General features: G+C 40.1%; 11 protein-coding genes. 5 read left to right on the forward strand and 6 right to left on the reverse strand.

Annotation, left to right across the window (positions count from 1 at the left end; genetic code table 11):
- Positions 1-649 precede the first annotated feature (649 nt).
- Positions 650-2,512: an ATP-binding protein gene (locus BM130_RS04430; protein ID WP_010526639.1), complete on the reverse strand. Its 1,863-nt coding sequence runs from the start codon at positions 2,510-2,512 to the stop codon at positions 650-652.
- A gap of 496 nt (positions 2,513-3,008) precedes the next feature.
- Entirely contained in the window at positions 3,009-3,620 is a 612-nt protein-coding gene (locus tag BM130_RS04435; RefSeq protein WP_010526638.1) for a riboflavin synthase, read from the reverse strand.
- 140 nt (positions 3,621-3,760) lie between these two features.
- Here BM130_RS04435 and BM130_RS04440 point away from each other — a divergent pair, with 140 nt between their 5' ends.
- Genes BM130_RS04440 through BM130_RS04450 form a run of 3 tightly spaced genes read left to right on the forward strand, consistent with a single transcriptional unit; the run spans position 3,761 to position 7,566 of the window.
- Positions 3,761-4,168 (forward strand): OsmC family protein, encoded by a 408-nt coding sequence (locus tag BM130_RS04440; RefSeq protein ID WP_010526637.1) that lies wholly within the window; start codon positions 3,761-3,763, stop codon positions 4,166-4,168.
- A gap of 19 nt (positions 4,169-4,187) precedes the next feature.
- Positions 4,188-5,198: an NAD-dependent epimerase/dehydratase family protein gene (locus BM130_RS04445; RefSeq protein ID WP_010526636.1), complete on the forward strand. Its 1,011-nt coding sequence runs from the start codon at positions 4,188-4,190 to the stop codon at positions 5,196-5,198.
- A 4-nt stretch (positions 5,199-5,202) separates the two neighbouring features.
- Positions 5,203-7,566, forward strand: a complete 2,364-nt coding sequence (locus BM130_RS04450) for a penicillin-binding protein 1A (protein ID WP_010526635.1) — start codon at positions 5,203-5,205, stop codon at positions 7,564-7,566.
- Positions 7,567-7,574: 8 nt separating this feature from the next.
- Here the strand turns inward: BM130_RS04450 and BM130_RS04455 are convergent, their stop codons facing one another.
- The 3 genes from BM130_RS04455 to BM130_RS04465 all read right to left on the reverse strand — a co-directional run bounded on the left by BM130_RS04455 (position 7,575) and on the right by BM130_RS04465 (position 9,333).
- On the reverse strand, positions 7,575-7,928 hold the full coding sequence (locus BM130_RS04455) for an MmcQ/YjbR family DNA-binding protein (RefSeq protein WP_029626487.1): 354 nt from the start codon (positions 7,926-7,928) through the stop codon (positions 7,575-7,577).
- A 61-nt stretch (positions 7,929-7,989) separates the two neighbouring features.
- Complete coding sequence (locus tag BM130_RS04460; RefSeq protein ID WP_010526633.1) at positions 7,990-8,358, reverse strand: YraN family protein; 369 nt, start codon at positions 8,356-8,358, stop codon at positions 7,990-7,992.
- A 60-nt stretch (positions 8,359-8,418) separates the two neighbouring features.
- Positions 8,419-9,333 carry a S66 peptidase family protein gene (locus tag BM130_RS04465; protein ID WP_010526632.1) on the reverse strand — a complete coding sequence of 305 codons (915 nt, stop codon included), beginning with the start codon at positions 9,331-9,333 and terminating at the stop codon, positions 8,419-8,421.
- Between the two features lie 156 nt (positions 9,334-9,489).
- Here BM130_RS04465 and metG point away from each other — a divergent pair, with 156 nt between their 5' ends.
- Entirely contained in the window at positions 9,490-11,523 is a 2,034-nt protein-coding gene (gene metG / locus BM130_RS04470) for a methionine--tRNA ligase (RefSeq protein WP_010526631.1), read from the forward strand.
- Positions 11,524-11,966: 443 nt separating this feature from the next.
- Here metG and BM130_RS04475 read toward each other — a convergent pair whose 3' ends face one another.
- The gene (locus BM130_RS04475) at positions 11,967-12,926 is read right to left on the reverse strand and encodes an HU domain-containing protein (RefSeq protein ID WP_010526630.1); all 960 of its coding nucleotides are present in this window, start codon (positions 12,924-12,926) and stop codon (positions 11,967-11,969) included.
- A gap of 404 nt (positions 12,927-13,330) precedes the next feature.
- Between BM130_RS04475 and galE the strand changes: the two genes are divergently transcribed.
- Entirely contained in the window at positions 13,331-14,359 is a 1,029-nt protein-coding gene (gene galE / locus BM130_RS04480) for a UDP-glucose 4-epimerase GalE (RefSeq protein ID WP_010526629.1), read from the forward strand.
- Positions 14,360-14,518 lie beyond the last annotated feature (159 nt).

Here is a 14,518-nt window from a genome sequence, read left to right on the forward strand (position 1 = left end):
TATTCTTTCTGGTTTGATCTGGTGGTTGATGTTTCCTGCAAAATGGAGATATCGGCTCATTTTTTAACGTACTACAAAGTCGAGTTCTTCTCTGGTAAAACCTTTTTATATATCGATGTCATTCCCTTCTCGGTCAATAGCCCAAGTGCCTTTCGGTCCGATGTTTGATTTCACCAAGTTCTTTTGTAATAAGTTCCTGAAAATTTAATACATTGCATTTTGAATAGGTCCTATAATAAAGAATTTGCGTCCATAAGCGTTCTACAGTTTAGTCTAATAGGGAAGATTGTAAAATGGACGCAATTTTTTTTAAGGAATCTTGCTTTAAAATGACTTTTCAGATTTCTTATCTTCTAAATAACTAAAAAGCTTAATGTTTTGTCTTTTTTGCGGGCTTTTGAGGAAACTCCAGTAACCAGAAAGAGAGCTTGAATTGCACACACTAAAATATTAAACACTACCTCGATGGTTAGTAGTTTAGTGACCGGAGGGACTAATGACTCGGGCCTTTTTGCTCATTGCCGGAAACATTGGGTGAAAAGACCCGTCCGGCGCACTTAAAACGCTATTATTGGGGTTGTTGATTCCATTGGTCAGGAGATGGAACAGTGAGACAGAATAAGGTGGCTGTAAAAGGATAAAAAAGTTGTCAGTCGTTATTTAATACGGTTTGCTGTTTATCTAAGGGTAAGGCAACGGTAACGGTTGTTCCCTCCCCATAAGTAGAAGAAAGTTCAATGGTGCCGCCTAGCAGGAGAACAATCTCACGTGCATTGGTGAGGCCTATTCCGGCACCATCGTAAATTTTATCATTGGATTCAGCAAGTTTGTAGAATTTTTTAAAAACCAAATCGGTTTTTCCGTCAGGAATACCAATCCCGCTGTCGGATACGCTTATCTCATAATGATAAGGGGTCTTCCGGCAAATTAAGGTTACACCGCCCGAATCGGTGAATTTGAATGCATTGTCCAGAAGATATCCAATTAGCCGCTCCAAAAGTTTCGGATCGGTATATAGTTGAATTTCACAGTTATCATTTAAGACGCGGAAGAAAAGATCAGGTTTTTCTTTCTTTCTTCGTTTTTCAAACTTTTCCTGAAGACTGCGTAAGACCTCCCTGGCCATGATGTTTTCTTTGTTGACCTGTGCCTGGCCTTTTTCCAGTTGTGAAAAGAGCAGAGTGTCTTCAATGAAACGAACTAACTTGTTACTGTTGTCGGCAATATGTTCAAAAAAATGTTGCCTTTCGGTTGAAGAGGACTGAGGGTCAGCCATTAATTCCGAGAAACCAACGATAGCCATAAGGGGAGTTCGTATTTCGTGACTTAAATTTTCCAAAAATGAGGATTTTAATTGATCCGATTCCTGAGCGCGTTCTTTTTCTATTGTCAGTTTTTTTTGTGCAATTTCCAGTTTTTTGAATGAATTTTCCATTGAATTCATCATTAAATTAAAGTGGTCTCCCAATTCCTGCATTTCGTCGTTACTTGAGATATCCACTCTTATGCTTAAGTCACCGTCGGTTGCTTTTCTAAAGCTATTCAATAAAGCACTAATAGGCATAGTTATGTATTTGCTGATATATAGCGCCAAAAAAAGAGCTACCCCAAAGCCACCTAATAGTACGAATGAAAGAGCTCTGATAAGTAAGTAAACATTTTGAAATATTTCATCTTGAGCAACCACAAGCACTAACAGCCAACCATTTTTAAGACGTTCAAAAGCTAACGCAGATGATTGACCATCCATCTCTGCTTGGGTGAGAATAATTTTATCGTTGTTTTTAACGGTGGAATCGAGCCAGACTTGAGGAATTTGATGGAGTTGATTACTGGCATTCCGGGGATAAACTAAGTTGTTTTGATCGTCAAGTAAGAGGATTTGGCCGGTATTAAATACCTGAATGGTATCGAGGTAATGACTAAGGCGGTCGAAATTGAAATCGGATCCGAGGCAGCCGATTAAAAGTGAGTCGACAAAAATGGCTTTGGAAAAGGAAATAACATTCATGTCCCAATCAGGCCAGTAGTATGGTGTTGTCCAGGTCTCACCCTTTTCTATGGCTTGTGTCCACCAGTGCATAGAGGGATGGTAAAGATCCTTTTGAGAAATACTGTATTCAGCACTTCGGGTGTACAGGCCGTTTTGATTTCGGGCAAAAAAACTGATGGTATGGTCACCGTCAACATGTTGGGCATTAAAAACAAGCCAGATGCTCATGGGACGCATCAAGTGAAGTATTTCTTTAACGTGAGGAATCAGTTCATCTTCAAACTGGTCTAAGGCTTGATCGTTCTTAAAGTGCAATGAAGGATTAAAGGAGCTTCGAAAGGCCGCTTCCAAAGCAAGGGAAACTTCTTTAAGATGAAAGAATTGCTTTTCAATATCTTGGGTGATAATTTGCATCTGCAGTTCCATTTGCGTTATGGCATCCGCTCGGGCCTGTTGTCGGGCCAGATAGATGCCGGGCAAGCCTGCCAGAACCATGGCTATTAAAACCAGTGCTAACATTAGCACTGTTAGTTTTCGTCTGAAACCGTACATGTGATCCTCCCCTGGGATTTAGTATTAAAGAAATCCGGCTAATTGTATTACCCGAATTTTTAAATCGAGTGTTGCCTTTAATAGCTAATGTAACAAAATTTGTTTATGAATGCTACTATGAAATCTAAATTATTTTACGAAAGATCAATATGTTAACATCTTGATTGGATGAAGCGGGCAGGGTATGAAAGGTTGGTCACTTTACGAAATAGTATAAATTTGAGCAATGCGTCTTCCCTCCATCCAATAACTTATTTAATATTTATACTTTGAAACGAGCATGACCAGGAAAGCTTTCCACAAGAAGCATGTATGAACTTTTTGGTCATGCTGGTTTCATCAGTCCAATGAATTGGGAAGAACATATGCAGATAAAAATATGACCGGCTGGGGGGGGAGGTTAAGACGGTGAAATATGCAATGAATAATTTGAATGTTTAAAACTTTTTATTGAATGGGTGTATTATTTAGCTTCCTTGAAATGAAGTAGCCGGCTGATATATTTCCCCACAATGTCAAATTCGAGATTGACAATGGACCCTTCCTTAATTTGATGGAAGTTGGTGTGTGCATAGGTATAAGGAATAATGGCGACAGAGAATTGATTGTCGCGGCTATTAACAACGGTTAAGCTAACACCGTTAACGCAAACAGAGCCTTTTTCAACGGTTATGTATCCCATTGCGGCCTTTTCTTTATCCGTTTCGTACCGAAAGGTATAATACCAGCTACCATCGGCTTCTTTTACTTCAATACATTGAGCGGTTTGATCAACATGTCCCTGAACAATGTGGCCGTCGAGCCGACCATTAAGGAGCATACTTCTTTCAATGTTCACTTTGTCTCCTGCCTGTAACAACCCAAGGTTGGATTTCTCCAAGGTTTCACGGACGGCCGTTACCGTATAGGTGTCTCCTTCTTTTTTAACTACTGTAAGACATACTCCATTATGAGAAACGCTTTGGTCGATTTTTAATTCATTTGTAAAAGAGCATCTTAATGTTAGATGTACATTCCCTTTTTCCTTTTGTACGGCCACTACTGTAGCTGCTTCTTCAATGATTCCTGAAAACATAATTTAAATTTTTTGTTTTAAATTGTTTGGGAAATATAGGATGTAAGAAACATAATTTGAATTTCCCTGTTTTTTATATTTAGGAAATCGCTAAATTAGAAACAATTTTTGTAGAAGAACAATCTGATAAAACAATCTTTATGCCGATAACAGTAAAAAGTCGCTATCTGGGTAATTTGCGTGTGGAAAATACCCATCTGCAATCCGGTACCAAAATCATTACCGATGCGCCGGTCGACAACCGTGGGCAGGGCGAGTCGTTTTCTCCTACCGATTTGTTGGCCACCTCTCTGGGATGTTGCATTATGACAATCATGGGCATTGTGGCAAAAGATAATAATATCGATATTGAAGGAACCGAGGTTGAAATCACCAAGATTATGTCGGAAAATCCCAGAAAGGTTAAGGAAGTAGTGGTAGAGTTCTTCTTTCCGAAAAATGCGTATTCAGAAAAGGAAAGAAAAATAATTGAGGGTGTTGCCGGTACCAGTCCGGTTCCTCTTAGCCTTTCCTCTGAGTTAAAACAAACGATTCGGTTTAATTGGTAGAACATTAATTGTTTATGATATGATATTGCTGACGGGAGCAACAGGATTGGTTGGAACGCACATCCTGTTTTCGTTGACCTCTAAAGGATTTAAAGTAAGGGCTGCCAAAAGAAGTAGCAGTGATTTAAAGCATGTTGAAAATATTTTTGTTTACTATGCCGGTGATAAAGGCCTTTCGTTATTGCAAATGGTGGAATGGGTTGATACCGATTTGGAGGATTATTTTTCGTTAGAAGAAGCATTAGAAGGTGTTGATTATGTGATTCATGGTGCGGCCAAAGTGTCTTTTAATCCGTTAGAGGCCGGCAGGATGCTAAAGGTAAACGCCGGCGGAACGGCTAATTTGGTTAATGCCTGCTTGAATAAAGGGGTGAAAAAATTGATTTATGTTAGTTCAATATCCAGTTTGGGACGGCACCCCGACGGAAAAGAAGTGGATGAAAATGTGGAGTGGCAGCCCGATGAAAACCGCTCGGCATATTCGCACAGTAAGTTTCGCGCCGAAATGGAAGTATGGAGGGCATCCAAAGAAGGATTGCCGGTTGTTATTGTTAATCCGTCAGTGGTTATTGGTCCTGTTGATTGGCGGCGAAGTAGCGGTCGACTCTTTTATTCGGTCCGTAAGGGGATGCCCTTTTACACTTATGGGGTAACAGGTTTCGTAGATGTTCGGGATGTGGCAGAAAGTATTTTTCTATTACTGAGAAGCGACGTGGTTAACGAACGATTTATTCTGAATGGCGAGAATCTTTCATTTAAAGAGTTCTTTACCAAGGTGGCACATGCTTTGGGCAAGCGGCCCCCCTTTATTAATGCTACGCCGTGGATGGCCGAAATAGGATGGCGGCTGAACCATTTTTTCTGCTTACTGGTGGGTAAGGCGCCGGCAATTACCAAGGATACCGCCCATGCTGCACATAACAAATCCTATTATTCTGCTGCCAAGTTTTCCCAAAAATTTAATTTTTCTTTCCGTTCCATTGATGATGCCATTGAAAATACAGTAAAATGGTATAATACCAGACAATAGATATATGAGTCGCATAAACCATTCTAAACAAAAAAAGGACAATTCGAAGAAGGGATCCATTCGCTTAAGCAACTGGTTGCTGAAGGCCGCACTCAAACTGTTCTCGGCAGGTGTGGCTTTTTTGGCCGCCTTGTTGCTTCTGGTTTATTTGGGCTTTTTTGGCCCAATTCCTTCGAAAGAAGAGTTGAAGCGCATATCCAATCATACAGCTTCCGAGGTTTACTCGGCCGACGGGGAGATGATTGGTAAATTTTTTATCGAAAACAGGAGGCATATCGAAAATAAGGATATTTCCCAACATGTTATTCATGCGCTTATTGCCACCGAAGATAGTCGTTTTTTTGAGCATAAAGGGCTGGACTATATCAGCATGGGCAGGGTGTTTCTGCATTCGTTGTTGTTGGGCGACAGGCGACAGGGTGGCGGCAGTACTATTAGCCAGCAGCTGGCTAAAAATCTTTATCCCCGTCGCAGCTATAAACTTCTGTCAATATTGATAAATAAGTCGCGTGAGATGTTTATTGCGGCTCGGCTTGAAGAGGTATATACTAAAGCTGAAATTCTCAATCTTTATCTTAACACCGTTCCTTTCGGGGAGAACATTTACGGCATAGAGGTCGCTGCCAATCGTTTTTTTAGTAAGTCGTCGGCGCAGCTGCAACCTCACGAAGCCGCCACCCTTATAGGTATGCTTGCGGCAAATACGCTTTACAACCCTCGGTTGCATCCGGATAAAAGTTTACAAAGGCGAAATACCGTTTTAGACAGAATGGTTGCCCAAGAGTTTCTTTCAAATGAGGAAGGTCAAAAATACAAAGAGATGCCCCTGGGTATTAAATATCGCGTACTTGATCATGATGACGGACCCGCACCTTATTTTGTTGAATATATCCGTCGGCAAGCCGATAGAATTCTGAAGGAAAAATTCAATGATTCAATCAATTTATATGCAGATGGATTGAAGATTTTTACTACGCTTGATTCCCGTCTTCAGAGCTTTGCCAATGAAGCGGTGGATCAACGAATGGTTCGTCTGCAAAAAGAGTTTGATAATCATTGGAAGAGCCGCAAACCTTGGGAAGGGCGTCCTGAAATCTATGTCTCGGCATTAAAAAACGCTCAACGGTATAAACAGATGCTAAAAAAGGGCATGTCGGAAGATGATATAATGAAGGTGATGGAAAAGCCTATCAATATGGTTATAATGCAGGACGGGCAGGAGAAGAAGGTGAAAATGTCACCGGCCGACTCTGTTGCCTGGGCAATACAGCAGCTTCAGGTTGGATTCTTGGCGGTTGACCCTGTAAACGGGCATGTGCTGGCTTGGGTGGGAGGAACCAATTATAAATTTTTTCAATACGATCATGTATTGTCGAAACGGCAAGTAGGAAGTACTTTTAAACCTTTTGTGTATGCTACCGCTTTGGAAGAGGGATATGACCCTTGTGATTATATCAGTAATGAACGTAGAGTTTATAAACGGTATGATGACTGGTCGCCTGCCAACAGTGATGGGAATCATGATGGGTATTATTCACTTCAGGGGGCGCTGATTCATTCTGTCAATACCATAACAGCAGAGCTTACAGTGGATGTGGGAGCACATGATGTGGCTGACCTGGCTCATAAGGCTGGCATTGAGAGTGCTTTGCCGGATGTTCCCTCACTGGGTTTGGGGACAGCCAATTTGTCACTGTTTGAGATGGTACAAGCTTATACCGCTTTTGCCAATTATGGCAACGGAACTGAGTTGCAGAGTCTATTGCGCATTGAAGATGCCAATGGTCGGGTGCTGTATGAGGCACAACCTGTGCGGATGCGAGATGCCGCTTTTGAAGAGCGAACAGCCCGGCTGATGGTACATATGCTCCAGGGTGTTGTGGAAAGGGGTACCGCCCGGTCGCTTAAAGAGGTTTTTGGGATAAAGACTCAACTGGCAGGGAAGACGGGGACAACGCAAAACAATGCCGACGGATGGTTTATTGGTTTTAGTCCAGGTCTCGTCGCCGGTGCTTGGGTGGGTGCAGATAACCCTGGTATCCGGTTTCGGAGTATGGCATTGGGACAAGGAGCCCATACGGCTCTCCCCATTTTTGGACGTTTTATGCAAAGAATAGAACAATCTTCATTTTACCGGGGTATAGGGCGGCGTAGTTTTTATCCGTTACCGGATGAATTAATCTCGAAAACCGATTGTCCCGATTATTCTTTGGAAGATCCGGATCAGAATTTTTTTGAACGCTTATTTGGAGGTAAAGATAAAAAAGAAGAACGGGAAGCTACTCCCGGGAATCAATCAGAAAAGGATGAAAAAGGAAAATCTCTGTTGGAAAAGATGAAAGATCTGTTCAGAAAAAAGGACCAATAGCAGAAAAATCACAGATTGTTAATTTCTTCCCGTTCCTTTTTGGTCATACTTTTTACTACCAGTTCATAAGATTCTTTTATCCATTGTTTTAATAAATCATCAGGAATTGAACCATCGATGTCGATGGTGTTCCAATGTTTTTTGTTCATATGATAACCGGGACGTACGGCAGGGTATCGTTCGCGTAAATCAACAGCCTTTTCCGGATCGCATTTTAAATTGATCCAAAATGGTCCTTCCAAACTAGTTAAAACAAACATCTTGCGACCTACTTTAAAAACCAGAGCTGTTTCATCAAATGGCAAATCTTCCGAAGTGGCAGGAAGTGACAGACAAAAATTCCTGAGCTCTTCAATATTCATATCTGTAAATTTTATTTGATTGGTTGGTATAATGACATCCTTGCTTGCAAAAATAAGAAAACTAAGGTGTGGGTCTAAATGCATCAACGATATGTTCCATTTGCCAATCATCGTCATTTTCGTGAGGAATCCAACAAATGACATCGAAACGAGTCTGGCAGTCCAGTTCATGTTCCAGTATATATGTTTCGGTTGCGGCAATGATGGAATTGATTTTGGCTGTTGAGATGGTATCTCTTGGGTGTTCATGATTTTCAGATGTACGTGTTCGTACTTCAACAATTACCAGTTCATCATGGTCCCACGCGATGATGTCTATTTCATGATGGAGGTATCGATAATTACGGGCCACGATAATATACCCTTTTTCGAGTAAATATGCGGCAGCTTTATCTTCGCCTTTTTTGCCCAAATCAATATGTTTTGCCATAAAAGATGAGCTTTTAAGCTGGTAGTTGAAGAATAAAAATGTTTTTGTTGAAATTTATTGTTAAGGATAGGCGACAACCCCACCGTTATTTGATACCTGGATATGCAATTGAGCTCCCATGAGCAGTGGTTCATTGGGGGATTCATGCCCGGAAGGAAAATCAAATAATACGGGGTAGTCATAATGGTCTACAGCCTTTCGGATAACCTCCTGCGCAGAACAACCAAAAGGTGTTGAGCCATCTTTCATGTCGGTCAGGTGTCCAATAATAAGCCCTGAAAGATGTTCCAGTTTTTTGCTAAGTTTTAGATGATGCATCATACGGTCTAAATGGTAAATCTGCTCATCTACTTCTTCAATAAAAAGAATTTTACCACGGGGATCAAAATCATAGTTGGTCCCTATCAGTGCAGATAACAATGACAAATTTCCGCCAATCAGCTGGCCGGCAGCAGTTCCCTGTCTGTTAAAAGGATTTGGGTTGGTACGGTAAATAATCTCATGTCCCTGAAGTAAATCCAGTAAATGTTTCCATTCTCCACCCAAAATTTTATTGTTATTCGGCAAATTTACAGGCATAGGGCCATGAACCGAGATCATGTTATAATTATTTTGTAAGGCAGCATGAATGACGGTTATGTCACTAAAGCCAATCATCCATTTGGGGTGGGCGATCATTCCCAAAAAATCCAATTCTTCAACAATACGAATAGTTCCATATCCACCTCTGCAGCACCAGATGACATCAATTTCGGGATCATCCATCATCGATTGTAAATCTTTTTTACGTTGGTCATCGGTCCCAGAAAATTGATAATAATTTTCAGTGGTGTAATTTCCTTTTAGACATCGAAACCCATTGGCTTCGAGAAATTTTTCCGTTTTAGGGATAATGAGCGGATCAATTTTCCCGGCCGGAGAAACAAGTCCGAAAGTAGCACCTTTTTTTATAAAGGGTGGTTGTATAGTCGACATATCTTATTGCTTTGAGAACAAGATTCTAACATCTTTAGTTATCTTTGTGAAGTTAAATAAAACTTGGCGTTTTTGCTCGGTTTTCTTCGTATTTTGTGGTAGAAGAAAATTTAAATAATTGAAAATTAATCTTATAATAAGGTCAGAAACAATATTATGAAGAAATTTAAACGAACGCTTGTTACCACTGCCCTTCCCTATGCCAACGGTCCGGTTCATATTGGTCACTTGGCCGGGGTGTATGTTCCCGCTGATATATATGTAAGATATCTGAGGCTGAAAGGAGAGGATGTCTTGCACATCGGAGGATCTGACGAACATGGTGTTCCTATTACGTTGAAAGCAAGAAAAGAAGGTGTAAGCCCTCAGGATGTGGTAGATAAATACCATACACTTATCAAAGAATCTTTTGAGAAATTTGGAATTAGCTTTGATATTTATTCTCGTACATCCAATCCAACACACCATAAAACGGCTGCCGACTTTTTTAAAAAGTTATATGAAAAAGGGGTATTTGTAGAGAAAGAGAGTGACCAGTATTATGATGAAGAAGTTGGCCAATTTCTGGCCGACAGGTATATTACGGGAACCTGTCCGCATTGTAGTAATCCTTCTGCGTATGGTGATCAATGTGAAAGTTGTGGTACTTCCCTCAATGCTACCGATTTAATTAATCCCCGGTCGATGATTTCAGGGAGTACGCCCGTGCTACGTAAAACCAAACACTGGTATTTACCACTTGATCGTTATCAGGAGTTCTTGGAAAAGTGGATTCTGGAAGACCATAAAGAATGGAAACCCAATGTTTATGGGCAATGTAAATCATGGCTTGACCTTGGTCTTCAGCCGCGTGCCGTGAGTCGTGATTTGGACTGGGGGGTTCCCGTTCCTGTTGAGGGTGCTGAAGGAAAAGTGTTGTATGTATGGTTCGATGCACCAATAGGTTATATCTCAGCTACACGGGAATTAACACCTGAATGGGAAAAATACTGGAAAGATCCCGAAACACGACTGATACATTTTATTGGAAAAGATAATATAGTTTTTCATTGTATTGTTTTTCCCACAATGTTGAAAGCCGAGGGTTCCTTTATTTTACCTGATAATGTGCCTGCCAATGAATTTCTTAATCTGGAGGGTGATAAAATTTCAACCTCGCGCAACTGGGCTGTTTGGTTGCATGAATATTTGGTTGATTTTGAAGGTAAGCAGGATGTGCTTCGTTATGTTTTAACCGCCAACGCTCCTGAAACCAAAGATAATGATTTCACATGGCGAGATTTTCAGGCCAGGAATAACAATGAGCTTGTTGCTATCTTAGGAAATTTTGTAAATCGGGCGGTAGTGTTAACCCATAAATATTTTGATGGGAAAGTTCCTGCAAAAGGTAAAACAGAGCCATTTGATACAGAAACATTGGATGCCATTCCTGATATTGTAGAGCGTGTAAGTACTCATCTGGAGCAATTTAAGTTTAGAGAAGCCCTGCGCGAGGCAATGAATTTGTCAAGACTAGGTAATAAATATCTGGCCGATACTGAGCCATGGAAGTTGATCAAAACAGATCCAGAACGGGTTAAAACAATTTTAAATGTTTCGCTTCAAATTACGGCCAATTTAGCCGTAGTGATGGAACCGTTTCTCCCGTTTACAGCTCAAAAAATGCGGGATATGCTTAATATGAGCGAGCCCAGGTGGCAGGATGCAGGCAATACGGAGTTGCTAAATGCTTCCCATAATATAAATGAAGCAAGACTGTTATTTGAAAAAATTGAGGATGCCAAAATTCAGGAACAATTAGACCGTCTGGCTCAAACCAAAGTGAATAACGAATTAGAAACTAAAGATGTAGAGCCTTCGAAAGAAGACATAACCTTCGAGGAATTTTCTAAAATGGATGTTAGAGTTGGAACCATCCTGGAAGCAGAAAAAGTGCCAAAAACTAAAAAACTTTTGAAACTCAAAATTGATACCGGAATTGATCATAGAACTGTTGTTTCCGGAATTGCGGAATATTTTGAACCGGAAAAGGTTATTGGGCAGCAGGTATGTATATTAGTGAATCTGGCACCGAGAAAAATTCGGGGAATTGAATCTCAAGGAATGATCCTAATGGCCGAAGATGCCGATGGTCGTCTCGAATTTGTGACACCTGCTTCAAAGATAAAGCCTGGCTCCAAAATCAGCTAAATGGTGTTCTTTAAGGCAGTGGGGTTTGGGTGGTTTTACTCAATTCGCCGCCCCTTTTGTGAATCTTTAATATTGAACCGGGAAGAAATGGTTTAATTAATAACATGCGCATGAAGCTCCGAGTCGATGCTTATCGAACGAGAATTTCATGCGCATCTTTTTGTGATTTTATCCGCATGTTTTTGCATTTCATGCCTATGAAATATTCAAATCATGCGCAAGAATTTTTTGTTCGAAAAGCACAAATTCAAATCTGTTTTTTATGCTTTTTCAAACCAGCCAATTAACAATCCCTAAATTAAACTTAATGTATTATAGGAGAGCCAATCATATAGCTACCATTGGGGAAGGAATTGATGCTTTTTGAATATTTCTTTTTTCGGGATGCCGGAAATTTGTGAAAACCAGAATCCGGACATTCTCGATATCCGGATTGGAATAATTTATTTTTGGCTCAGCAACCAAATACTCTTAAATAGTTCTTTTTTTCGTAATTCCAATAATCTGTTCAAAGCTTTATCCCTATTGTGGTACGCCTCCAAAGTGACTCTGTAACGTCCGTTTTCACCAAGAATAATAGAAGCATCCGAAAAGCCTTGCGTTTTTAGTTGCTTAACAGATTGTTGTGCGGGTGTTTCATCCTTAAAACTTGCAACAATTAAATGGAATGTTTTGTCTGCAGTTCCGGTCTCAATATTGGTTGGCACCATTGCCGCCTGATCCGGGAAATTTTCTTGCGCATCATTGAGGTTGCCGGCAGGCTGTTCAATAATGGCTTCCGATATACTTTCATTATTGGGATGGGATTCCGTTACAGCCGAAATAATATGCCCTGTATTGATTTGTTGTTCCGGCATCTTAAGTTCCGGAGTAAAGAGGAATAAACCAGCAATAACGGCAGCTACAGAACTCCAATATCTTGGTGATCGACTTCGTAATAAACGCTTGACAGGTTCTTCGTGTTTTTGACGGATAGCAACATTTTGAATGGGTTCAAAATGAAATTCAAAAAGGCCGTATGCGTCGGGCAAAAGCTGATTCCTATAATTCGGAGTAAATTGCAGGTTATTAAGGGCGTCGGTCCTGAATGAACCGATGCCTTCAAACACAATTGTTTCACCCTTTTTAATTTTCGATTGGAAATTCTCAACAAACATTTTGATCTGCTCGTTGCTTTCATCCCAACTTAGTTTTTCGATACGGCAAATATGATTTGCCAGCAGTCCGTCATTGTGTGACAAGCTTCGGTTAAAACCGATTTCCTTTTTGGGTGGTTGAAAAAGATTACGTTCTTCAATGATGACCGCAGGTTTGTAATTGGCTACAAATCCACCTAATCCTGGAACTATAACACAGTCGTGCTGTGTTAAAAGGTACAATATATGTTTTTCTATCCTTGCCATACTGCAAATTTAAATAATTTATACGCCAATTGCATAAAATTGTTTTTAACACCTGTTGATACATTGTTAATAACTTAATCTCTTTTTGATTGAGACCTGATCAAAGGTTTCCATTTATTTCTGTAAATGTTTTAATTGTGATACCCTTCCAGCCTCACTTTTTGTTCGTTGCTACTCCTACCTGTGTATATTCGAAAATTTTTTTGGCCAGGAGACTTAATGCGGATTTAAGATGAATGTATTAATTAAAACTTTTGAGGCCATTGGTTATGGGGTGACTATAGTAACCTCAATATCTTTTGTGTTGCTCCTATTTTGTCATGCTCGTTTCATTTTCTTATTTTTACCAGCAATGAATATGTTTTGGAAGTATTGAAAAATAAAGTTATAAAAACAAATTACTAATGAGTAAACAAATATTAGTTACTGGCGGGACTGGTTACATTGGTTCCCATACTGTGGTAGAACTTCAAAATGAGGGTTTTGATGTAGTAGTGGTTGATGATTTGTCTAATTCACGCATAGAGGTATTGGATGCTATTGAAAAGATTACCGGACAGCGTCCGAAATTTGAGAAATTTAACCTTACGGACAGGGAAAAAACCAATGCCCTTTTTAAAAAATATCCCAATATAGAAGCCATTATTCATTTTGCAGCCTATAAGGCAGTAGGAGAATCGGTGGAAAAGCCACTTGAATATTATCGCAATAATTTGGTGTCGTTAATGAACCTTTTGGAAAACATGAAGGAACATAACGTCCCAAATATGGTTTTCAGCTCCAGCTGTACTGTTTACGGACAACCTGATAAGTTGCCGGTTACGGAAGATACTCCACGAAAACCGGCAGAATCTCCATATGGCAATACCAAAGCCATTTCAGAAGATATTATGCGCGATTTTTCTAAAGCTACGAAAGGTATAAATTGTATTGCACTTCGTTATTTTAATCCTATAGGCGCCCATCCTTCTGCTCTTATTGGTGAATTGCCAGTTGGTGTGCCCAATAATTTAGTTCCTTTTATAACACAAACCGCAGCAGGGTTACGTGATGAACTCAAAATTTTTGGCGATGATTATGATACACCTGACGGAACAGCTATCCGCGATTACATTAATGTGGTCGATTTGGCTAAGGCTCATGTGGTGGCCATTGACCGACTGTTAAACAACAAACAAAAAAAATCTTTTGAATTTTTTAATGTTGGAACAGGCGAAGGATATTCGGTTATGCAATTGGTGAAAACTTTTATTAAAGTTACCGGCGTGAACTTAAAGTATTCAATAACCGGTAGGCGAGCAGGTGATATTGAAAAGATTTGGGCAGATACATCTTATGCCAATAATGAATTAGGCTGGAAAGCCGAAAAAAGTCTTGAAGAGACCCTTCTTAGTGCCTGGGAATGGGAAAAGCATGTTAGAAATATAAAATAATGTCAGGTAAGCATGACACAAAAGGTTTGCAATAACAAGAACATGTTTAAAGGCAGAAGTGCACAGGCAGAAGGCAGAAGAAGTGATTAGTCATTAGTCAACAAGTGGTTAGTGTTAAATAACTAGTGATTAACGACTAATCACTGATGACTACTTTTA

The organism is Thermophagus xiamenensis (assembly GCF_900112795.1).
Taxonomy (GTDB): Bacteria; Bacteroidota; Bacteroidia; order Bacteroidales; family Marinilabiliaceae; genus Thermophagus; species Thermophagus xiamenensis.

Excerpts from the sequence above, each read along its gene's own strand:
- BM130_RS04430 (WP_010526639.1), bottom strand. The coding sequence starts at position 2,512 with ATGTTAGCACTGGTTTTAATAGCCATGGTTCTGGCAGGCTTGCCCGGC.
- BM130_RS04435 (WP_010526638.1), bottom strand. The coding sequence starts at position 3,620 with ATGTTTTCAGGAATCATTGAAGAAGCAGCTACAGTAGTGGCCGTACAA.
- BM130_RS04440 (WP_010526637.1), top strand. The coding sequence starts at position 3,761 with ATGCCGATAACAGTAAAAAGTCGCTATCTGGGTAATTTGCGTGTGGAA.
- BM130_RS04445 (WP_010526636.1), top strand. The coding sequence starts at position 4,188 with ATGATATTGCTGACGGGAGCAACAGGATTGGTTGGAACGCACATCCTG.
- BM130_RS04450 (WP_010526635.1), top strand. The coding sequence starts at position 5,203 with ATGAGTCGCATAAACCATTCTAAACAAAAAAAGGACAATTCGAAGAAG.
- BM130_RS04455 (WP_029626487.1), bottom strand. The coding sequence starts at position 7,928 with ATGAATATTGAAGAGCTCAGGAATTTTTGTCTGTCACTTCCTGCCACT.
- BM130_RS04460 (WP_010526633.1), bottom strand. The coding sequence starts at position 8,358 with ATGGCAAAACATATTGATTTGGGCAAAAAAGGCGAAGATAAAGCTGCC.
- BM130_RS04465 (WP_010526632.1), bottom strand. The coding sequence starts at position 9,333 with ATGTCGACTATACAACCACCCTTTATAAAAAAAGGTGCTACTTTCGGA.
- metG (WP_010526631.1), top strand. The coding sequence starts at position 9,490 with ATGAAGAAATTTAAACGAACGCTTGTTACCACTGCCCTTCCCTATGCC.
- BM130_RS04475 (WP_010526630.1), bottom strand. The coding sequence starts at position 12,926 with ATGGCAAGGATAGAAAAACATATATTGTACCTTTTAACACAGCACGAC.
- galE (WP_010526629.1), top strand. The coding sequence starts at position 13,331 with ATGAGTAAACAAATATTAGTTACTGGCGGGACTGGTTACATTGGTTCC.